Annotated in this window: 21 protein-coding genes; 16 read left to right on the top strand and 5 right to left on the bottom strand. The window is 56.9% G+C overall.

From position 1 onward, the window contains the following. The first annotated feature begins 57 nt into the window (after window positions 1-57). Genes ftsY through ftsX form a run of 3 tightly spaced genes read left to right on the top strand, consistent with a single transcriptional unit; the run spans window position 58 to window position 2,822 of the window. Entirely contained in the window at window positions 58-1,167 is a 1,110-nt protein-coding gene (ftsY, locus tag LVD14_RS03635) for a signal recognition particle-docking protein FtsY (protein WP_237132666.1), read from the top strand. Beyond that, on the top strand, window positions 1,168-1,860 hold the full coding sequence (ftsE, locus tag LVD14_RS03630; RefSeq protein ID WP_237132665.1) for a cell division ATP-binding protein FtsE: 693 nt from the start codon (window positions 1,168-1,170) through the stop codon (window positions 1,858-1,860). Beyond that, the gene (ftsX, locus tag LVD14_RS03625; RefSeq protein ID WP_237132664.1) at window positions 1,857-2,822 is read left to right on the top strand and encodes a permease-like cell division protein FtsX; all 966 of its coding nucleotides are present in this window, start codon (window positions 1,857-1,859) and stop codon (window positions 2,820-2,822) included. The genes ftsE and ftsX overlap by 4 nt, the downstream gene beginning before the upstream one ends. Here ftsX and LVD14_RS03620 read toward each other — a convergent pair. After that, a complete protein-coding gene (locus LVD14_RS03620) occupies window positions 2,809-4,917 on the bottom strand; it encodes a M13 family metallopeptidase (RefSeq protein ID WP_237132663.1) in 2,109 nt (702 codons plus the stop codon). The two genes, ftsX and LVD14_RS03620, sit on opposite strands and share 14 nt — an antisense overlap. A 191-nt stretch (window positions 4,918-5,108) precedes the next feature. Between LVD14_RS03620 and rpoH the strand changes: the two genes are divergently transcribed. From rpoH to LVD14_RS03585, 7 genes are all read left to right on the top strand, one after another. Next, a complete protein-coding gene (rpoH, locus tag LVD14_RS03615; RefSeq protein ID WP_237133411.1) occupies window positions 5,109-5,969 on the top strand; it encodes an RNA polymerase sigma factor RpoH in 861 nt (286 codons plus the stop codon). Window positions 5,970-6,089: 120 nt separating this feature from the next. Next, window positions 6,090-6,467, top strand: a complete 378-nt coding sequence (locus LVD14_RS03610) for a DUF423 domain-containing protein (protein ID WP_237132662.1) — start codon at window positions 6,090-6,092, stop codon at window positions 6,465-6,467. Then, window positions 6,467-6,667, top strand: coding sequence for a sulfur carrier protein ThiS (gene thiS / locus LVD14_RS03605; RefSeq protein ID WP_237132661.1), 201 nt, complete (start codon window positions 6,467-6,469; stop codon window positions 6,665-6,667). Before LVD14_RS03610 ends, thiS begins: the two co-directional genes overlap by 1 nt. A 20-nt stretch (window positions 6,668-6,687) precedes the next feature. Then, entirely contained in the window at window positions 6,688-7,476 is a 789-nt protein-coding gene (locus LVD14_RS03600; RefSeq protein WP_237132660.1) for a thiazole synthase, read from the top strand. A 34-nt stretch (window positions 7,477-7,510) separates the two neighbouring features. Beyond that, window positions 7,511-8,227 carry a tRNA (guanosine(46)-N7)-methyltransferase TrmB gene (trmB, locus tag LVD14_RS03595; protein WP_237132659.1) on the top strand — a complete coding sequence of 239 codons (717 nt, stop codon included), beginning with the start codon at window positions 7,511-7,513 and terminating at the stop codon, window positions 8,225-8,227. Window positions 8,228-8,319: 92 nt separating this feature from the next. Further along, a complete protein-coding gene (locus LVD14_RS03590) occupies window positions 8,320-9,555 on the top strand; it encodes a TAXI family TRAP transporter solute-binding subunit (RefSeq protein ID WP_237132658.1) in 1,236 nt (411 codons plus the stop codon). Window positions 9,556-9,601: 46 nt separating this feature from the next. Beyond that, window positions 9,602-11,608 (top strand): TRAP transporter permease, encoded by a 2,007-nt coding sequence (locus LVD14_RS03585; protein ID WP_237132657.1) that lies wholly within the window; start codon window positions 9,602-9,604, stop codon window positions 11,606-11,608. Here LVD14_RS03585 and LVD14_RS03580 read toward each other — a convergent pair whose 3' ends face one another. After that, window positions 11,609-12,430, bottom strand: coding sequence for a M48 family metallopeptidase (locus LVD14_RS03580; protein WP_237132656.1), 822 nt, complete (start codon window positions 12,428-12,430; stop codon window positions 11,609-11,611). It lies immediately after the preceding gene. A 28-nt stretch (window positions 12,431-12,458) separates the two neighbouring features. On the opposite strand from LVD14_RS03580, the gene LVD14_RS03575 reads away from it, so the two are divergent. The 4 genes from LVD14_RS03575 (at window position 12,459) to LVD14_RS03560 (ending at window position 15,765) form a co-directional block, all read left to right on the top strand. Further along, window positions 12,459-12,881, top strand: a complete 423-nt coding sequence (locus tag LVD14_RS03575) for an HIT family protein (RefSeq protein ID WP_237132655.1) — start codon at window positions 12,459-12,461, stop codon at window positions 12,879-12,881. A gap of 17 nt (window positions 12,882-12,898) precedes the next feature. Beyond that, window positions 12,899-13,648: a carboxy-S-adenosyl-L-methionine synthase CmoA gene (gene cmoA / locus LVD14_RS03570; protein ID WP_237132654.1), complete on the top strand. Its 750-nt coding sequence runs from the start codon at window positions 12,899-12,901 to the stop codon at window positions 13,646-13,648. Beyond that, window positions 13,648-14,625, top strand: a complete 978-nt coding sequence (gene cmoB / locus LVD14_RS03565) for a tRNA 5-methoxyuridine(34)/uridine 5-oxyacetic acid(34) synthase CmoB (RefSeq protein WP_272907158.1) — start codon at window positions 13,648-13,650, stop codon at window positions 14,623-14,625. The genes cmoA and cmoB overlap by 1 nt, the downstream gene beginning before the upstream one ends. Window positions 14,626-14,796: 171 nt before the next feature. Next, complete coding sequence (locus LVD14_RS03560; protein WP_237132653.1) at window positions 14,797-15,765, top strand: helix-turn-helix domain-containing protein; 969 nt, start codon at window positions 14,797-14,799, stop codon at window positions 15,763-15,765. Between the two features lie 152 nt (window positions 15,766-15,917). On the opposite strand, the gene rpmG is transcribed toward LVD14_RS03560, so the two are convergent. From rpmG to radC, 3 genes are all read right to left on the bottom strand, one after another. Next, on the bottom strand, window positions 15,918-16,073 hold the full coding sequence (gene rpmG / locus LVD14_RS03555; protein WP_237132652.1) for a 50S ribosomal protein L33: 156 nt from the start codon (window positions 16,071-16,073) through the stop codon (window positions 15,918-15,920). Between the two features lie 29 nt (window positions 16,074-16,102). Beyond that, a complete protein-coding gene (gene rpmB, locus LVD14_RS03550) occupies window positions 16,103-16,339 on the bottom strand; it encodes a 50S ribosomal protein L28 (RefSeq protein WP_237132651.1) in 237 nt (78 codons plus the stop codon). Window positions 16,340-16,447: 108 nt separating this feature from the next. Further along, a complete protein-coding gene (gene radC / locus LVD14_RS03545) occupies window positions 16,448-17,122 on the bottom strand; it encodes a RadC family protein (RefSeq protein WP_237132650.1) in 675 nt (224 codons plus the stop codon). A 162-nt stretch (window positions 17,123-17,284) separates the two neighbouring features. Between radC and coaBC the strand changes: the two genes are divergently transcribed. Both coaBC and LVD14_RS03535 read left to right on the top strand, forming a co-directional pair. Beyond that, complete coding sequence (gene coaBC / locus LVD14_RS03540) at window positions 17,285-18,508, top strand: bifunctional phosphopantothenoylcysteine decarboxylase/phosphopantothenate--cysteine ligase CoaBC (RefSeq protein WP_411268265.1); 1,224 nt, start codon at window positions 17,285-17,287, stop codon at window positions 18,506-18,508. Continuing rightward, window positions 18,477-19,976: a phosphomannomutase/phosphoglucomutase gene (locus LVD14_RS03535; RefSeq protein ID WP_237132648.1), complete on the top strand. Its 1,500-nt coding sequence runs from the start codon at window positions 18,477-18,479 to the stop codon at window positions 19,974-19,976. Before coaBC ends, LVD14_RS03535 begins: the two co-directional genes overlap by 32 nt. The last annotated feature ends 29 nt before the right edge of the window (window positions 19,977-20,005 follow it).

The raw sequence follows: 20,005 nt of genomic DNA, 5'->3' as shown, positions 1-20,005 counted from the left end.
ATTAGTCAGACACCGAATTGCCGTGTATGGCACACAGTCGCATTTCAGGAAGTACATATGTTTGGTTTTGGAAAGAAATCCAAAGACGCCGACGACAGAAAGCAGAACGGTGATGAAGCCGACAAGCCGGTTTCAACTGCCATTGAGCCCGACATCGAACCTGCGGCCGAGACAGCAGCCAAAGTAAGGGCAGAGTCGGCTGCCAACAGCAAAAAAGACACTGGCGAGCCGCCCAGGACGGAAGGCTTTTTTGGCCGCCTGCGTCTCGGGCTGAGCCGCACCCGCGACAACCTTGCTGAAGGCCTGGCCAGCCTGGTGGGCGGTCGCAAGGAAATTGATGCAGATCTGCTGGAAGACATCGAGATGCAGCTGCTGACGGCAGACGTCGGCATCGAGGCAACCGAACAGGTCATTTCCGCCCTGACGGCGCGGCTGAAACGCAAGCAGCTGAGTGACGCCGATGCACTCATGACCCAGCTGCGTGCGGAGTTGCGGGCGCTGCTGGATCCCTGCACGGCACCGCTGGTCATCGACACCAGCAAGAAACCCTATGTGATTCTGATCGTGGGCGTGAATGGCGTTGGCAAGACCACCACCATTGGCAAACTGGCCAGGCGTTTTCAGGACCAGAATCACCGGGTCATGCTGGCCGCCGGGGATACCTTCCGCGCCGCAGCAGTAGAGCAGCTGCAGGCCTGGGGCGAGCGCAACAAGGTACCGGTTGTCGCGCAGGCAACCGGCTCAGACAGCGCGTCAGTCATCTTTGATGCCTACCAGTCTGCCAAGGCACGCGGCATGGATGTCCTGATTGCCGACACGGCGGGCCGCCTGCACAACAAAGCCAATCTGATGCAGGAACTGGAGAAAATTGTCCGGGTCCTCAAGAAACAGGATCCAGACCTGCCGCATGAAGTCATGCTGGTGCTGGATGCCACCACGGGCCAGAACGCTCTCAGTCAGGCAAAAGCCTTCAATGACGCAGTGAATCTGACCGGCCTTTGTCTGACCAAGCTGGATGGTACAGCCAAAGGCGGTATGGTATTCGCCATTGCCAAGGCCATGCAGCTGCCGATCCGGTTCATCGGCATTGGCGAGCAGGCTGAAGACCTGCGTCCCTTCGACGCAGACGAGTTTGTCGCAGCTCTGTTTGGTCCGGTCGAACGCTAAATGATTCGCTTCGATGATGTCAGTAAACGATACCCGGGCGGGCACGAAGCCCTGAAGCAGGTCTCGTTCGACATGAATCGCGGCGAAATGGTTTTCCTGACTGGTCGATCGGGCGCTGGCAAAAGCACCCTGCTGAAACTTCTGATGCTTTCCGAGCCACTGAATCAGGGACAGATTCTGGTCGGTGGCCGCAATATCCACCGATTGCCTGCCAACAAAATCCCTTACTATCGTCGTCGCATCGGTGTGGTGTTCCAGGATCACCAGCTCCTGTTTGACCGCAGCGTATACGACAACGTCGCGCTGCCGCTGCAGATTGACGGCTATGACAAGCATGAGGCCGCGCGACGAGTCAGAGCCGCGCTGGACAAGGTCGGCCTGCTCAGCAAGGAAAAACTCAACCCCATGACCCTGTCCGGCGGGGAGCAGCAACGCATCGGCATCGCCCGCGCAGTGGTGAATCGCCCGCAGATACTGCTGGCCGATGAGCCGACCGGCAACCTGGACCCGCAACTGGCCGCCGAAATCATGGCCCTGTTTGAACAGTTCAATCAGATCGGTGTCAGCATGCTGATTGCCAGTCACGATCTTTCCTTGATCACCAGGCTGCGACATCGCATTCTGACGCTGGACCACGGCCAGCTGATCCGTGACGAGCACCACCCCAGCCGCAGCGGGGCAACTGCCGGATGAACAGGCCTGCCAACACCAAAGGGGCGCGCCGCGAGCGCGATCGTCGTATCCGCATCAATGCCTGGGCCAGCAATCACAGAGATTGCGCGCTCGATACAATCCGCCGCATGCTGGCCCAACCCGTCGCGACCCTGATGACCCTGGCCGTTATTGGCATCGCTTTACTGCTACCGGCTCTGCTGTACGTGGCCGGCAGTAACCTGGGGCAGTTTACAGACCGCCTCGAGGCAACCAATCGACTGACGGTATACCTGGCGCCGGACATTAGCGAGCAAAGCATCAGCGAGATCCGCGAGGCACTGGACAACAGTGAACTGGTCGGCAGTCTGCGCTTCATTTCTTCCAAGCAGGCAGCGGAAGACTTTGCGCGCTGGTCGGGCCTGGGTGATGTGCTGGATAGCCTGGCCGAAAACCCACTGCCAGCTGCATTTGTAGTCCAGCCAACCAGCGCTGACGACGGAACACTGGTGTCACTGCAAGAGCTGCTGAATGGCCTAAGCGGAGTCGACCAGATTCAGGTGGATCAACGATGGCTGGAGCGGCTTGCTGGCATTTCGAGGCTGATTGATCGTACCGTGATGACACTGGTCATCATTCTGGCGTTTGCAGTGCTGTTTATCACCGGCAACAGCATACGCACCCTGATTGCCAATCGTCAGGCAGAGATCCGTGTCATGGATCTGATGGGGGCAACACGCAGCTATATGGCGCGACCCTTTCTTTATATGGGGCTCTGGTATGGACTGTTTGGGGGAATGGCAGCCTGGCTGCTGCTGCAATGCATGCTGCTACTGCTGCGAGAGCCGGCAAGTACCCTGCTGGCCAGTTACGGACCGCAATATCAGCTTATCGGGCTGGGTGGTATCGGCGCCGCCGCCCTGTTGCTGGGCAGCGCCGGCCTTGGGTGGCTGGGCGCAAAACTCTCTGTTTCGCGCCACCTGCGTGCCCTTACCAGATCTTGACCCGAACGGCTGCTGGACGGTACATACCATCACCTTCGGTAACACCAAATGCCTCATAGAATTCCGGCATATTGGACAGTGTTCCCCGCACGCGGTACATACCTGGTGAGTGTGGGCCGGTCGTCAGCTGGCGGCGCATTGCCTCGTCACGGAACAGCGTTCGCCATATCTGGCCATAGCCCAGGAAGAAACGCTGCTCACCGGTAAATCCTTCGATAACCGGTGCCGGCTCGCCCTCCAGACTGCGCTGCCAGGCCTGGAATGCAACGGTCAGACCACCCAGGTCGGCGATATTCTCACCCAGTGACAGAGCGCCCTGAATGAACATACCCGGGATTGGTTCATAGGCGTCATATTGATCGATCATGCGCTGGGCACGCTCGGTGAACTGCTCTTCGTCACTTTCTTCCCACCAGTCGCGCAGGTTGCCCTCTCCGTCGGAACGACGCCCCTGGTCGTCAAAGGCGTGAGTGATCTCATGGCCGATCACGGCGCCAATAGCGCCATAGTTGACGGCATCATCCGCCTCTACGTTAAAAAATGGCGGCTGCAGGATGCCCGCCGGGAACACGATTTCATTCATGGTTGGCGAGTAGTAGGCGTTGACGGTCTGCGGTGTCATGAACCATTCGTCGCGATCCACCTCACCACCCAGTCGCTCCATGTCCCGTTGGAATTCACAGCGGGTGGCGCGGATGATGTTGCCAACCAGATCGTCAGCGGCCGTTTCCAGGCACTCATAATCACGCCAGACATCCGGGTAGGCAATTTTTGTATTGAGCTTGGAGAGTTTGTCCTGAGCCTCTACTTTAGTCTCGGCGCTCATCCACTCCAGTTCATTGATAGCCACCTCAAACTGCGCCAGCAGATTGCGCACCAGCGCATCCATACGGTCCTTGGACTCCTGCTGGAAGTGCCGCTCCACGTAGACTTTGCCAACCGCAAACCCCATCAGCGACTGCACGGTGTCAACTGCGCGTCGATCGCGGGCGCGCAGCTCTGGCTGGCCGCTCAGTTCCTGTCCAAAGAAGTCAAAATGTGCCTGCACAAAATCTTCGCTCAGATAAGGTGCGGCTGAACTCAGCAGCTGGAAGGTGTGGTAATCGCGCCAGGCTTCTATGCTGACATCCTGATACATATCGGCGACGGCCTCCAGGTAGGCAGGCTGTCGAACCACCAGCGCCTCGATCTCAGGCAGATCTGAACTTGAAAAATAGCGTAGCCAGTCAATACCGGGAGCCGCCAGATTCAACTCTTGTGGTGTCATGCGGTTATAGGTGGCGTTGCGATCGCGATTCTGGATGCGGGTCCACTGCACCTCAGCCAGTCGCGTTTCTGTCGTGATTATGCGGTCAGCGGCACCCGCGGGATCGGCGTGCCCGGCCAGCTCCAGCAACTGGGCGATATAATCACGGTACAAGGCGCGAATCTCGGCAAAACGGGCATCCTCACTGAGGTAATAGTCCCGGTCCGGCATACCCAGACCAGCCTGGAACATGGTTGTGATGTACTGATCTGACTGACGCTGGTCCTGCCCTACACCAAATACAAATGGTGCATTCAGGCCTTCAGCCGGCGCCTGGGCCCAGTAATCGATCAGCTCTTCATGACTGCTGATGGCGCTGATAACATCCAGGTCATCCTGCAGTGGCTGCAAACCAAGCTCTTCGATACGCGCCTGATTCATGAAAGACTGGTAAATGTCGGCGACTTTCTGTTGTTCTTCAGTCTGCGCACCACCAGGTGCGGTTACATCAGCAATGATGTCGAGAACGCGCTGTTCGGCTGTCTCGCGTAATTCGTCAAAACTGCCCCACCGCGAACGGTCAGCTGGAATTTCAGTGCGGTCGTCCCAACCTCCATTCACATAACGGTAGAAATCATCCTGGGGCCGCATCGTAGGATCCAGGTTATCGAGATTGACGCCCAGACCCAGCTCGGCCTGTGAACTCTCGACAGTTGCCGATTCGGCAGGAGCAGACGCCTGACTGGCGGGGGTATCGCCTGACTCTGGTGTGCAGGCTGCCGCCGACAGGGCAAGGCCCATGCCCAGTGTGGCAAGACGGATGGCGCGTGTTAATGTGAGGCTGGACATAGGGACATCACTCATGCAATAAATAGTGCTAAAATAGGGTCTGAAGTAGGATGATCGGACAAGGGCGAGGTGATCGCCGCAAGCGTTTTACCACTGCAGGTCACTACGCCAGTGCGATCATCCAGCCATTGATTCAGATGACTCTCAGGATTTACTCAAGGATCTACTGAACGTATATGAGTACAGAGAATATGACGACAGGAAGAAGTTTACAACTGGTCGGCCCGGCCGTCCCGGGACGTGACCTTACGGCCTACGTTGCGTCTGTTAACAGCATCCCGGTGCTGACTGCCGAGCAGGAGCTCGAGCTGGCCAACCAGTACTACTACGAGAACAATCTTGAAGCGGCTCGCCAGCTGGTACTGGCGCACCTGCGTTTTGTTGTGCACCTGGCTCGCAGCTATTCCGGTTACGGCCTGTCCCAGGCGGATCTGATTCAGGAAGGCAATGTGGGCCTGATGAAGGCCGTAAAACGCTTCAACCCGGAAATGGGTGTACGACTGGTATCCTTTGCCGTGCACTGGATCAAGGCCGAAATGCACGAATTCATTCTGCGTAACTGGCGCATCGTCAAAATCGCAACCACCAAGGCACAGCGAAAACTGTTCTTTAACCTGCGCAGCGCCAAAAAGAGCCTGGGCTGGTTGAGCAATGACGAAGCGCAGGCGGTGGCCGATGACCTGGGTGTGGATGCTGCGGTAGTCCGTCAGATGGAAGGTCGCATGAGCGGCTACGACAAAGCCTTTGATGCAGACCCGGACGCCGATGATGACGACGCCTACATGTCGCCGGCGTATTACCTCGAAGACAGCAGCTCCGATATGGCTCGCGAACTGGAAGAAAACGAGTGGGAAGAGCGTCAGACTCAAAGCCTGCATCTAGCCATGAGCGAACTGGACGAGCGTAGCCGTGACATCATCACCAGTCGCTGGCTGAACGAACCCAAGGCAACACTGCACGAACTGGCCGCGCGATATAATGTCTCAGCAGAGCGTATCCGCCAGCTTGAACAGAATGCCATGAGCAAGGTCCGGGGCGTATTGACCGCCTGACCGGCCACCTGCGTTACCAACCCGACGCAAAAAGGCGCCGCTGCTAATCACAGCGGCCTTTTTTATTATGACGCATGGATGTGCGTTTAACTGAAACGTCTTTCTTCCTGGAGAGTCAGCATGCCCGCAGTCTTTGTAGCCATCGCGGCCATCAATGGTTTTCTTGCTGTTGCGCTGGGCGCATTTGCCGCCCATGGCCTGCGGGCGCGGTTACCGGAGGATCTGCTGACAGTCTTTCAGACTGGCGTGCAGTACCATATGTATCACGCCCTGGCGCTGTTTGGTGTTGGCCTGCTGTGCATGCAGTACGGTGAATCCACCCTGTTACGCGCCAGCGGCTGGGCCTTCGTGGTTGGTATTGTCATCTTCTCCGGCAGCCTGTACATCCTCAGCCTGAGCGGTATCCGCTGGTTGGGCGCCATCACGCCGATAGGCGGGGTCGCTTTTCTGACAGGCTGGTTGTTGCTGGCTGCTGCCATGCTGATGGGGCGCAGCTGATGAAGCTGACAGTTAATGGCGACACTATCGACGTCACAGCACCCTGCACCATTCAGGATCTGCTGGTGCACCTGGATATGGCCACCGGACGCGTGGCGGTTGAAGTCAATCGTGAAATTGTCCCGCGCAGCAGCCACCGGGAAACACAGCTGCATGACGGCGATATTATAGAAATTGTGCACGCCATCGGCGGCGGCTGAACACAGAGGAACCACGCTTTATGTCCCATACTGACAAGCCACTGACACTTGCCGGCAAAACCTACCAGTCGCGCCTGATCATCGGCAGCGGCAAGTACAAAAGCTTTGAAGAGAATCTGGCGGCACTGGAAGCCAGCGGCGCGGAAATGATCACCGTGGCGATCCGGCGTGTCAATCTTGGCCAGCACAAGGATCAACCAAACCTGCTGGAAGTCATTTCTCCTGACCGTTACACCATCCTGCCGAATACGGCTGGCTGCTACACCGCCACCGATGCGGTGCGCACCTGCCGCATGGCCCGCGAGCTGCTGGATGGGCACAAACTGGTGAAACTGGAAGTGCTGGGCGACCAGAAGACTCTGTACCCGGATGTTACTGAAACGCTGGCGGCCGCCGAGCAGCTGGTTGCTGACGGCTTCGACGTCATGGTCTACACCAGCGACGACCCGCTGATTGCCAAACGACTGGAAGAAATCGGCTGTATTGCCGTCATGCCTCTGGGTGCGCCAATCGGCTCCGGCCTGGGCATTCGAAACCCCTACAACATCCGCATGATTCTGGAAAACGCCGCAGTGCCGATAATTGTGGATGCCGGCGTCGGCACACCCTCAGACGCCACCATTGCCATGGAGCTGGGCTGTGACGGCGTGCTGATGAACACTGCCATTGCCGAGGCGAACAATCCCGTGCTGATGGCCAGCGCCATGCGCAAAGCCGTGGAGAGCGGGCGCGAAGCCTGGCTGGCTGGTCGGATGCCACGAAAGCTCTATGCCAGCGCTTCCTCGCCGATAGATGGCACGTTTTTCTGATCCCCTTGTCGACAATATAAGCAGACCCGCACCCATGACAGAAAAGACGCCGGACACGGCTCACCATCGCCCGCTGCGAAGCTTTGTGATTCGCGCCGGACGTCTGACCACGGCCCAGAAAGAAGCGATTGAGAATTACTGGTCTTCCTATGTCATTGAGGACACCAAAGCGCCTCTCGACCTTATGCAGACATTCGGACGCCAGGCACCGCTGGTGGTCGAAATCGGTTTCGGCATGGGAGACTCGCTGGCTCAGATGGCTGTTGAAAGTCCTGAAAAGAATTTTATTGGCATTGAGGTACATCGCCCCGGTGTCGGCAAACTACTGCACACGATTCACCAGCAGGGCATCACCAACCTCCGCATTTACTGCCATGATGCCGTGGAGATTCTGCGCGACTGCATCGCCGATCAAAGCATTGATACAGTGCAGATATTTTTCCCTGATCCATGGCACAAGAAGAAGCATCACAAGCGCCGGTTGATCCAGCCGGGCTTCGTTGAGCGTCTCAAGCAGAAAATCAAACCCGGTGGCAACATACATCTGGCAACCGACTGGGAGAACTATGCTGAGCACATGCTGGAAGTGCTGGAAGCCGATGCCGAGCTAAGCAACAGTGCGGGCGAGGCTGTCTGGGCGAGCAATACCGGCCGCCCGGAAACCAAGTTTGAGCGGCGCGGCCATCGGCTGGGGCATGGCGTCTGGGATCTGGTCTACACGTTCACCCCACAACAACCGCCATTGGCCTGATTCACACCGGAGTCGTTCTGGCTTTGGTGAATATCCTGCGTTATTCTTCCTGACTGGTTCAAAAATAGCGACCTTCAGGAGCAGACACGCAGATGTTAAGACCGGCCACAATTTTTGCCCAACCCTGGCAACCGGCACTCGCAACCCTTCTCAGGCGCGCGTCGGCTGCCGGTATCATGGCCGTCACCCTGTCTGCCTGTAACACTGAAGAACTTCCCGAAAACCCACCTGCTGGCCAACTCAACATGCCGCAGACCGTAGCCTGGTCGGCATACCCGACTGGCACCGGCGGCTACAGCCAGGCTGTTGCAATAGGCAATATCCTGCAACGTCAGTATGGGGTCAATCTACGTGTTGTGCCGGGCCGCAATGATGTCTCGCGTCTGGCAACCCTGAATGCCGGTCGGGTCAATATGTCGGCCGGTGGCTCAGAGGCCGTTTACGCACAGGAAGGTATTCTGAACTTTGCCGCACGCATCTGGGGTCCACAGCCCATTCGCGCGATTCTGTCCAACTTTTCAACCAGCTGCTCATTCAGTCTGGCAACTGCTGCCGATGTCGAAATCCGCACCGTTGATGATATTCGCGGCAAACGCGTGACCTTTGTGCAGGGCGCGCCATCACTGAACAATGCCACCACGGCTCTGCTGGCCTATGCCGGGCTGACCTGGGACGACGTCGAAATGGTGGAAGTGGGTGGCTACAACGCCTCAATTGATGCTGTGATCAATGATCGTGCTGATATTGCCGGTGGCGCCTGCAACTCGCCGCCCTTTATGCGACTGGACTCCTCACCGCGTGGCCTGCACTGGGTGGAATTTCCGCCGGAGAACGCTGAAGGCGTGCAGCGCGTCAGGGACCGATTACCCTGGTATGTCCCCCATGTCGCCACAGAAGGCCCGGCGATCGATCCTGCAGAGGGGATTGAAGTATTTACCTCAGCCTATCCACTTCTGGTCGCCATGGAAGATCTGGACCCCGAAATGGTCTACGGCATCGCCAAGGTTATTGCGGTTCACTATGATGACTACAAGACCTCAGCACCGGGCGCCAATGGCTGGCGCATCAATGGCCAGCAGCTCGAGAATGCCTTTATTCCATATCACGAAGGCGCCATACGCTACTTCAAGGAAATCGGTATCTGGACTGAGGAGGCGGAAGCCAAGCAACAGGAAAACCTTTTCCGTCAGCAGGTCCTGATGGATGCCTGGCAGGAGTACCTGCCTGGTGCGCCGGAAGACCGCGCCTCCTTTGAAGCCGGCTGGCTGGCCCATCGCGAACAGGCGCTGGCCGCACGCGGGCTGATAACGCTGTCAGATACTCAGTAGAGACCTTGCCGACACACCCAACAGACCCATAATAAAGAATAATTCCATGACTGATAAGATTATCCCGCCCATCGCGCCGCCAGAAGAAAAGAAAGACACCTCCGAGCTGCCCGCCATCGGGCGCTACCGGCAATTGGCCACTCGCTGGCGGGCAGTGATGGCTGTGCTGACAGCGGCCGCGTCGCTGCTGGCCATCAACCAGATTTTTGCGCTGGGTTTCTTTATCGACTACACCATGCTTGATGGGCGCTATCTCTATTTAATAACCGGCCTGATGCTGTCCATGGTGTTCATTACCTTCCCGTCGAACAAAAATAATCTGACCTTTGTGCCCTGGTACGACAAGGTGATTATTGGCCTGGTGGCGGTGATCTTTTCGTACTTTGCCTTCAACGCCGAGCGCATCATCCTGGACGCCTGGGAATATGCAGCACCACTGGAAGGCATTGTGCTGGCGCTGATTACCTGGGTCATCATTCTGGAAGCCGGACGCCGCGCTGGCGGCTGGCCAATTTTCTTCATCGTGCTGGTGCTGTCACTGTACCCGACCTATGCAGACAAGATGCCTGCTGTGGTGGCCGGCATCGGCATGCCGATTCATGATGTCGCGATATTCCATGTCCTGGGTGAGGAGAGTGTCTTTGGCGTGGCCCTGAACTCCTTTGCCATGCTGGTATTCGGCTTCATTCTGTTTGGTGTCTCCCTGCAATACACCGGTGGCGGCCCGTTCTTTATCAATCTGGCGTTTGCCCTTCTGGGCCACATGCGTGGCGGACCGGCAAAAGTGGCAATTTTCTCCAGCGGTCTGATGGGCTCCATGAGTGGTGGCCCGATCACCAACGTGCTGACCACTGGCCCGCTGTCGATCCCAGCGATGCAGCGCGTAGGTTTCTCACGCGGTTATGCGGCAGGCGTAGAAGCCTGCGCGTCCACGGGCGGTGTATTGATGCCGCCTATCATGGGCGCCACGGCTTTCGTGATGGCGAGTTTTCTCGGCGTGAGCTACGTGACCATCGCGGTCGCGGCCATCGTTCCATCCGTACTGTATTTCTTTGGTCTGTTTGTACAGATCGATGCCTACGCGGCGCGCAATGACCTGCGCGGCCTGCCCAAACCGGAACTGCCCAAACTGGGAGCTGTATTCAAGGAAGGCTGGTACTTTATTGCTGTCTTCGTAATCCTGACAGTGATGCTGGTCTATATGCAGCGCGAGGCGACAGCGCCATTCATTGCTACCGCTGCCCTGCTGATCATCAACCAGTTCACCAGCCATCGCATGGATCTTAAGAAGTTCATGCTGATGGTTGCCGCCACGGGCCGGCTGATGGCGGAGCTGGCGGGCATTCTGGCTGCCATTGGCCTGATCGTTGGTGCCCTGGCAGTTACGGGCATGGCCGGCACTCTGGCAAACGACCTGGTCTATCTGGCTGGTGACAACACGCTGGTGCTGCTGATCATGGGTGCCATCACCAGTTTTGTGCTGGGCATCGGCATGACCGTGACAGCTGCCTACATTTTCCTGGCTATCGTACTGGCGCCAGCTCTGATCAATGCTGGCCTGGATCCTCTGGCCGCTCACATGTTCATCATGTATTGGGGCATGCTGAGCTTCATTACGCCCCCGGTTGCACTGGCGGCCTTCGCTGCGGCGTCCGTCGCCCAGGTGTCGGCAATGCGCGCTGGCTGGGAAGCGATGCGACTGGGCGCGATTATTTATTTCATCCCGTTCTTTTTTGTCTTCAACCCGGCGTTGCTGTTGCAGGGCGACATCAGCGAAGCTGTGCTATTGATATCTACAGCGCTGCTGGGCGTGGCGTTGTTGTCAGCCGGCCTGCAGGGCTACTTGATTGGCTTCGGCAGATTGGGCGAGGGTCGTATCGGCCTGTTCGGTCGCGGTCTTGTATGTGTATCTGGACTGACGCTGGCAGCACCCTCGGGCGGCATGCTGGGCTACAGCCAGGCCATGCTGCTCAGCATCAGTGCTGTGCTGCTGATCGGAGGTATGGGTATTGCCATCATGCAGCGCCGCCAGCAATCGGCTGCCGCCAACTGATCAGAACCACAGTCGGTGTTCGTGCTGCTTGAGCCAGCCCACGTAGCGCTGGTAATCAGGACAGACACGAGACACTGCCTGCCAGTAGGCCTTCGAGTGATTCATGTGAAGAAGGTGACACACTTCGTGGCTGATCATGTAGTCAATCACCCCATCGGGGGCCAGCATGATCAGCCAGTTGTACTGTATGCGCCCGGCTGAGGTGCAGTGCCCCCATTTGCTGCGGGTTTTCCTGAACACCACTTCCTTGAGTTTATCGCCGACACCCAGATAGTCTGCCAGTGCCTGTGTGCGCTGAGGCAGGTAGGCTTTGGCCTGCGATTGCAGCCACTGCCGGAGAATGCGGGCCGCCGCTGCCTGGCTGTCCGGCGCTCCTGCTTCCAGCCCCTGACCACTGATACGCAGGGTCTGACCAACTGTCTCGTTTATAACGGTGACCGCCGGGCTGCTGGCAAGCTGATGAACAACACGGGTGTCACGCGCCTTGTAGAGGATGCGGCCGCCATCACCAAGATCCAGTCGCTCTGAATGCCGCTGCTGTTTTTCTTCCACCTTGCGCAGAACCCAGCGACGATGTTTGTCCAGAAAGCGCTTGATCTCGGCCTCTGATACAAAAACCGGTGCACGAACTTCTATCTGGTCGTGGCTGACATGCACGGCCAGACTCTTGCGCTGACTGCGGACCAGACGGCATTCGAGGGGCAGGTCGTCCAACCACTGCTCTTCAACAACGGCGACGGGTTTGGCACTTTTGCGACGGAGAAACATCAAGACTGACTCACTGATACTGACGCGATTGGACTGTATCACGAAATCCAGCATAATAGCGCCCTGAAAGGAGCCCTACACCATGAGCAGCCTGTTTACCCGCATCCGTCAGGGTGAGTTACCCGGACACCTTTTGTGGAACGATGGCACGTGCTTTGCCATCCTGACAATCAAACCCATTCGCGAAGGCCACCTGCTGGTGATTCCACACCAGGAAGTTGACCATTGGGATGATATGGACGAGGCATTGACGCAGCATGTTTTCACGGTCAGCCGCCTGTTATCTCGCACCATGCGTTCACTGTTCTCCTGCGAGAAAGTGGGCATGATGATTGCCGGACTGGAAGTGCGACATGCGCATATTCACCTGGTCCCCATTAAGGCCATCAGTGACCTGAATTTCTCGCTGGCAGAAGAGCGTGACGAAGAGGCCCAGCGCCTGACTGCCGCTCGTATTCGCCAGTCCCTGCGCGACGCCGGGCATCAACACGTCCCTGCTGACTAGTTTTACGGAAGAGCCGCATGAGCAAGTCGACGCACACGCCGCCGCTGCGCGATAACATATTTGCCAGCCCACAACAGCGCAGCGATTTTGTTTTCGACGCAAAAGTCGCGTCGGTGTTTACCGACATGATCAATCGCTCGGTGCCAGGTTATGCGACCATTCTGTCGATGATCGGCGTACTGGCGGCTCGATATTGCAGACCTGGCACCCGGATCTATGATCTGGGCTGCTCACTGGGCGGCGCCAGTCTGGCGATGGCACATCAGATTGAACATCAAGACTACGAGCTGCTCGCCATTGATAACTCCGAGGCCATGGTCACTCGGCTCAATGCCATGGTGCAGACAGACGAGCATGAGGGCCTGCCCATCCGTGTGCTGTGCGAAGATGTGTGCGAGACGCAGATCAACAATGCATCGGTCGTCGTACTGAACTTTACACTTCAGTTTATTGCTCCCCAAAAGCGTCAGGCGCTGATACAGAAGATCGCTGACGGAATGTCTCCTGGCGGCATACTCATTCTCTCTGAGAAGATTCGTTTCGCCGATGATGACATGAATGAGCTTTTTGTTGATCTGTACCATCAGTTCAAACAGGCGCAGGGCTATTCTGAAATGGAGGTCGCACAAAAACGCGCAGCACTGGAGAATGTGCTGATCCCCGAGACCATCGACGCCCATAAAACCCGCCTTCAGTCAGCCGGCTTTCAGTCCTGCGATGTCTGGTTTCAATGCTTTAACTTCTGTTCCATGGTGGCTGTACGCTGATGCGCGATACCACAGCTGATCAACGACTGCGGCAACTGCTGAAGGGCACACCGCTGGAGGATATTTCCAATTATGCCAGCGAAGAATACCTGTATTCCCGGGGGCATGGCCTGACCGATAAATGGCTGGCGATGTACGATGCGTTGCCTGATGTCCAGCGCTCTGTGCTGGATCTGAAACACGGAGTGCGCATTGGCGACCGCTCCGACTGCAGCGACTCGCAGTATCAGACGATTCTGGAAGCCGCCAGGACGCAGATACCATGGCGCAAAGGCCCCTGGTCTCTGTTTGGCGTTGAAATAGACAGTGAATGGCGCTCCGACATGAAGTGGGACCGCTTGCTGCCCCATATAGCGCCCCTTGCGGGTCGTCGCGTGATGGATGTTGGCTGTGGCAACGCCTATCACTGTTATCGCGCTCTGGGCGAAGGCGCCAGGATGGTGCTGGGTGTTGACCCGCATCCTGCCTACTTTTTTCAGTACCGTTTGATCCAGCACTTCCTGCGTGATCTGCCGGTCTTTGTGGTACCTGTCACGCTTGATCAGTTCCCCGACAAGAGTGCTGCCTTCGACACTGTTTTCTCCATGGGCGTGTTATACCACCGCCGCTCACCTCTGGACCATTTGTTTCAATTGTTCGACAGCCTGCGCCCAGGCGGAGAGCTTGTGCTTGAAACCCTGATAGCAGATGGCCCCGAAGGCTATGCCTTAACCCCCCCCGATCGCTACTGTCGTATGAATAATGTGTGGTTTCTGCCTTCTGTAGCCACTACGGAGAGCTGGCTAAGGCGCTGTGGCTTCGTCAACGTTCGAACTGTAGATGTCAATGTGACCTCCGCACAGGAGCAGCGCACCACCGACTGGATGCCATTCCAGTCGCTGATTGATGGACTGGACCCTGAGGATCACAGCCTCAGCATTGAGGGATTACCTGGCCCCAAGCGTGCAATCACGCTGGCTGAGGTGCCACACAAATAGTCTCGTTGCCTGTCCGTGCGCCGAGTGGAGCTTTAGCTGCGAGGCAAACCCGGGAATTGCTGTTGACCTGACGCGTCAATGTGGTTCACTATTTGACCTGTTAGTGGGGTCAACTGTATTTAATAAAGAAGAATAAAACTACAGAACGTAAGCAAAAAAGGAACTCAGGCCATGGCACGACCACTTCGAATCGAGTATCCGGATGCAGTTTATCACGTCTCTAATGTAGCGCTGGAAGGCCAGCGTGTCTTCCCGTCAGCTCGCTACTATGAGGCGTTTCTGCAAGCACTGGAGGAAACCTGCCAGCGCTTGAACGTGCAGGTTCACGCCTACGCACTGCTGAAGGATCAGTACCATCTTCTGATAAAAACTCCCGAGGGCAACCTCAGCCGCTTTATGCGGCAGATCGACGGCCTTTATACACAAAGCTACCAGCGCATGAAGCGTTCGGACGGCTCGCTGTTCAAAGGTCGCTACAAAGCTGTCCTGGTGCAGGCCGACAAGTACCTGCTGCCACTGACACGCTACATTCACCTGGGTGTGCGCAAACAGGACCTGGAGAAGAACGACTGGACCAGCTACCCGGCGTATACCAATAAAGTAAAACCGCCTGTCTGGCTGGTGCGCGATGACGCGCTGGGGCAACTGGATGGTCCGGCTAATCGCCGCTTTCAGCGCTATGCGGCCTACGTCGACGAAGGTGTCGACGAGGAAATGGCTCACTTCTACGGCAAGAAGAATCTGTCGTCCGTGATGGGCGATGAGAAATTCCGCAAATTTGCCGCCAGCAAGCGCAGCGCCACCAAAGCACGCGGGGTTTCCAGAGGCGTGAATGCCAAGTGGCGGCCGAGCTGCAAGCAGATCGTGACGGCGGTTGCCAAGCACTTCAAAGTGACCGAAGACAGTATCTATCAGGCAGCCAGAGGCCCAGGATCCAAAAACGTTCCGCGCTGGGTAGCGATGTATCTGTGCCAGGAATTGTCAGCCTCAACTCTGCAGGCAATCGCGAAGTTGTTCAAGCTGAAGCGCTACGGCACAGTGTCAACAACCGTTGGCAAGCTGAAAAAGGAATTTGTCAGCGATCCGAAGCTGGCCGCAGCAACGCAGAAGCTGGCCAAATCACTCAGCAAACAGAAGTAAGCAGATTTATCGTCGCGTAAATGGCGGCGATTGACCTCTTGTGGTCCAGAAACGGGAACACCCGGTAGACATGACGTCGACCGGGTGTTTTTGTAACGGAGGCCTTCGCAGCGTTTGATTGCTGCCCGTCGCAGGGCGCGACGGCAAAGGTATTACTTGATCTTGGCTTCTTTGTACATGACGTGCTTGCGAACTACTGGATCGAATTTTTTGATTTCGATCTTGTCTGGCGTAGTACGCTTGTTCTTGTCAGTCGTGTAGAAGTGACCGGTACCTGCAGAAGAAACCAGTTTGATTTTATCGCGCATGGCTGATTACCACCTGAATCCGGAAATGTTTAAATTTTAACGCCATTGGCACGGATATCGGTCAGAACGGCATCGATGCCCTTCTTGTCGATAGTACGCATACCTTTGGTTGATACTTTCAGTTTCACAAAACGCTTCTCGGACTCAACCCAGAAACGGTGAGTCTGGATATTTGGCACAAAACGACGACGTGTCTTGTTGTGCGCGTGAGAAACATTGTTGCCTGTAATCGGCTTTTTGCCGGTTACCATACATACGTTGGACATGATCTTGCCTCGTTACAAACCCGTGCAGAAAAATTTGAGCCGCGATTTATACCAAAACGGCTACCCAAAGGCAACTTATTTCGGCTATTTCCAGCGACAGCAGCATCGTCACAGCAGCCCTCTCTCTGCAAATGAGACAACCTCCCCGCGACCTACCACAACATGATCGAGCACCCGGACATCAATGGTGTTGAGCGCCAGCTTCAGGCGATTGGTGATAGCAATGTCCGCCTGACTGGGCTCCGCCAGGCCAGAGGGGTGGTTGTGAGCAAATATGACCGCTGCGGCGTTGTTGTGCAGACAGCGTTTGACCACCTCACGCGGATAGACTGCAGCCCCATCGATGGTGCCTTTAAACAGCTCTTCCATTGCCGTCACGCGATGCTGATTATCCAGATAAAGACATGCAAAAACCTCATGCGGGTAGTCACGCATCCTGGCCCGAAGATAATCGCGCGTCAATTCTGAATTGGTCAGGGCGTCGGCTTCCATCAGCCGTTCTGCCATATAGCGTCGCGCCAGCTCCAGAACAGCCTGAAACTGCACGTATTTGCCTGGACCCAGGCCATCACTGCTGCAAAACTCATCCAGCGTGGCCGTCAGGATTGCCGACAGACTGCCAAACTCAACCAGCAGTCGCCTGGCTACATCGAGCGCTGTTTGCCCCCGTGTACCGGTTCGCAGCAGCACGGCCAACAGCTCCGCATCTGACAGACCGGAGGGGCCATCCGCCAATAGTTTTTCCCGTGGCCGCTCGCCAGCAGGCCAGTCCTTGATTGCCACCTTGTCGATTTCTCCTGTCCCTGGAAAATGTGCGTTGCGATGTCACCGCCCTAGTGGTTATAGCACCCTGGTTTCGCGCTCGCCTTGCCGCTGGGGTGCCCGCTTGCATAGAATGCACCTCATACCCTCCGCGAATGGAAATCGGATATGCTGAAAAACCCGCTGGCAACGCTGGCCAACAAGCGCATCCTGCTTGGACTGACGGGCGGAATAGCTGCCTATAAATGCGCGGAACTGACACGATTGTTCACCAAGGCCGGCGCCGAAGTGCGCGTCGTCATGACAAGGGCTGCCACCGAGTTCATCACGCCGCTGACCATGCAGGCCCTTTCTGGCCACCGTGTCCACCTGGATCTGCTGGATGCCGACGCCGAGGCTGGCATGGGCCATATCGAACTGGCACGCTGGCCGGATCTGATACTGGTCGCACCGGCCAGCGCTGATTTCCTGGCACGAGCCACACGCGGACACGCTGACGACCTGCTCACCACGCTGCTACTGGCGAGCAAGGCGCCGATTGCTGTCGCACCCGCCATGAACCAGGGCATGTGGCTTAATCAGGCCACTCAGGACAACCTGGCCACGCTGACACAACGTGGATATATGGTATTCGGGCCTGCCGCCGGATCTCAGGCCTGTGGCGATATTGGCCCTGGCAGGATGCTGGAACCAATCGACCTGGCGACAGCCTGCGCGGGACTGTTCGACACAGGCATACTCAGTGGTCTGCATCTGACCATCACCGCAGGTCCAACGCGTGAAGCCATCGACCCTGTCAGGTTCATCAGCAATCACAGCTCCGGGAAAATGGCCTATGCCCTGGCCACCGAGGCAATTCAGCTGGGTGCCCGCGTCACACTGATCAGTGGACCGGTGACCCTGGCACCGCCTGAGCGTGCACAGCTCGTCAATGTTGTCAGCGCCCAGCAGATGCTGGATGCGTCACTGGCAGCGGCGCCTGAAACTGATGTGTTTATTGGTGTAGCGGCTGTCGCTGATTACCGCGTTGCCGAACAGCAACCGCATAAAATCAAAAAGAACGCAGATACGCTGCAGCTGGAACTGGTCCGCAATCCGGACATCATCAGCACCATTGCCGCGCTTGAGACACGCCCGTTTATGGTGGGATTTGCCGCCGAAACACAGCAGCTGCTCGAGCACGGGGAAGACAAACTGAAACGCAAGAAGCTGGACCTGCTGTTTGCCAATGACGCCACCGCAACATTCAATAGCGACTCAATTGCCGCAACAGCCCTCTGGCCCTCAGCTGATGGTACGGAGCAACAATCGTTGGGGCCGGGCAACAAGCATCTGATAGCCAGACACATGCTTGCGCTGATCAAGGAGCGGCTGAATGCCAACGCAAAAACAGGCACGCGTGTCTGACATGGCACAGCAGGCCGCCAGCTGCGAATTGCCCGCCAGAATGTTTCGGGCTTACGATATTCGCGGCATCGTTGGCCGTGACCTGACAGAAGACAATATTCGTGTCATTGGTCAGGCCATTGGTTATCTGGCGCAAAGCAATGGCCACAACGAAATCCTGTTTGGCGCCGACGGCCGCCTGTCCAGCCCCAGCCTGTCCGCAGCCCTCAGCGAGGGCATCCTCGACAGCGGGTGCCACATTATTGATCTTGGCACCATACCCACGCCACTGCTTTATTTCGCGACCCACACCACCGATTGCCATTCCGGCGTGATGCTGACTGCCAGCCACAATCCGGCGGACTATAACGGCATCAAGATCGTGCGCGATCGCAGCTGTCTGAACCAGGAGGAGATCCAGGGCATTCGCGAGCAGGCCAACTTTCTCGCCAGACGACCCGACAAGGTGCGTGGGTCCAATCTACAGCGAGGGTCCCGGCGCGTGCTGGACATCATGCCAGCGTATATCGATCGTATTTGTCAGGACATCAGGCTCAAGCGCCCCCTGCGTGTGGTTGTTGATTGTGGAAATGCTGTACCGGGCCTGATCGCCCCCTCGCTTTATCGAGCCATTGGCTGTGAGGTTATCGAGCTGTACTGCCAGCTGGATGGCACCTTCCCAAACCACCACCCGGACCCAACCATCAACAGCAATCTGAAAGACCTGGTGGCGCAAGTGAAGACTCACTCAGCAGATCTGGGGGTTGCTCTGGACGGCGATGGTGACCGGGTGGTCCTGGTTACTGATCAGGGCCGGGTGATGGACACAGATCGCCTGCTGATGTTACTGGTCGATCATATTGTGCCCGGCTATTGCTCGGCCGCCGAAGACCACAAGCCCAGCGTGGTGTTTGATGTAAAATGCAGCAGCCTGCTGATCAATCGCATTCAGCGCTGCGGTGGAGAACCGGTAATGAGCCGCAGCGGCCACTCTTTCATGAAACACAGGATGCAGGAGACCGGCGCAGTTGTGGGCGGCGAGTTTTCGGCTCACGTGTTCATAAAGGACCGATGGTTTGGATACGACGATGGTCTCTACACCGCAGCAAGATTTATGGAAATCCTCGCCGCGGGTACTGCTTCCTCTGACGCCCTGTTGCAGTCGCTGCCGACCAGCCTGGTGACACCAGAAATCAGAATTGAGGTCGATGAGTCTCACAAATTTGAACTGATGGCCCGTCTTGAACAGCTGGCGGATTTTCCGGGAGCGCTTGTAAACCGGCTTGATGGAATTCGGGCTGACTTTGATCGGGGCTGGGGTCTGGTTCGCGCGTCCAACACCACGCCCGCCCTGCTGCTGCGCTTTGAGGCTGAGACAGAAGATGTCATGCAGCGCATTCAGGGCGAATTCCGGGCCCTGCTGCAGCGAGTTGATCCCATCCTGGACTTCCCGCTTCTGACCAACACTGGCAGACAGCCTGATTTTTAAAACGCAGTAAGTCGTTATATACTGCCAAA

The organism is Pseudohongiella sp. O18 (genome assembly GCF_021729085.1).
Lineage (GTDB): Bacteria > Pseudomonadota > Gammaproteobacteria > Pseudomonadales > Pseudohongiellaceae > Pseudohongiella.
The sequence above is the reverse complement of the archived record's forward strand: the minus strand, read 5'-3'. Positions and strand labels throughout refer to the sequence as shown.

Bases quoted from the DNA above. Each gene is read 5' to 3' on its own strand.
- thiS (WP_237132661.1), top strand. From the start codon at position 6,467: ATGAAGCTGACAGTTAATGGCGACACTATCGACGTCACAGCACCCTGC.
- LVD14_RS03575 (WP_237132655.1), top strand. From the start codon at position 12,459: ATGAGCAGCCTGTTTACCCGCATCCGTCAGGGTGAGTTACCCGGACAC.
- LVD14_RS03620 (WP_237132663.1), bottom strand. From the start codon at position 4,917: ATGTCCAGCCTCACATTAACACGCGCCATCCGTCTTGCCACACTGGGC.
- LVD14_RS03580 (WP_237132656.1), bottom strand. From the start codon at position 12,430: ATGCTGGATTTCGTGATACAGTCCAATCGCGTCAGTATCAGTGAGTCA.
- LVD14_RS03560 (WP_237132653.1), top strand. From the start codon at position 14,797: ATGGCACGACCACTTCGAATCGAGTATCCGGATGCAGTTTATCACGTC.
- LVD14_RS03600 (WP_237132660.1), top strand. From the start codon at position 6,688: ATGTCCCATACTGACAAGCCACTGACACTTGCCGGCAAAACCTACCAG.
- ftsE (WP_237132665.1), top strand. From the start codon at position 1,168: ATGATTCGCTTCGATGATGTCAGTAAACGATACCCGGGCGGGCACGAA.
- LVD14_RS03585 (WP_237132657.1), top strand. From the start codon at position 9,602: ATGACTGATAAGATTATCCCGCCCATCGCGCCGCCAGAAGAAAAGAAA.
- LVD14_RS03535 (WP_237132648.1), top strand. From the start codon at position 18,477: ATGCCAACGCAAAAACAGGCACGCGTGTCTGACATGGCACAGCAGGCC.
- ftsX (WP_237132664.1), top strand. From the start codon at position 1,857: ATGAACAGGCCTGCCAACACCAAAGGGGCGCGCCGCGAGCGCGATCGT.
- trmB (WP_237132659.1), top strand. From the start codon at position 7,511: ATGACAGAAAAGACGCCGGACACGGCTCACCATCGCCCGCTGCGAAGC.
- cmoB (WP_272907158.1), top strand. From the start codon at position 13,648: ATGCGCGATACCACAGCTGATCAACGACTGCGGCAACTGCTGAAGGGC.
- rpoH (WP_237133411.1), top strand. From the start codon at position 5,109: ATGACGACAGGAAGAAGTTTACAACTGGTCGGCCCGGCCGTCCCGGGA.
- LVD14_RS03610 (WP_237132662.1), top strand. From the start codon at position 6,090: ATGCCCGCAGTCTTTGTAGCCATCGCGGCCATCAATGGTTTTCTTGCT.
- LVD14_RS03590 (WP_237132658.1), top strand. From the start codon at position 8,320: ATGTTAAGACCGGCCACAATTTTTGCCCAACCCTGGCAACCGGCACTC.
- rpmB (WP_237132651.1), bottom strand. From the start codon at position 16,339: ATGTCCAACGTATGTATGGTAACCGGCAAAAAGCCGATTACAGGCAAC.
- ftsY (WP_237132666.1), top strand. From the start codon at position 58: ATGTTTGGTTTTGGAAAGAAATCCAAAGACGCCGACGACAGAAAGCAG.
- rpmG (WP_237132652.1), bottom strand. From the start codon at position 16,073: ATGCGCGATAAAATCAAACTGGTTTCTTCTGCAGGTACCGGTCACTTC.
- cmoA (WP_237132654.1), top strand. From the start codon at position 12,899: ATGAGCAAGTCGACGCACACGCCGCCGCTGCGCGATAACATATTTGCC.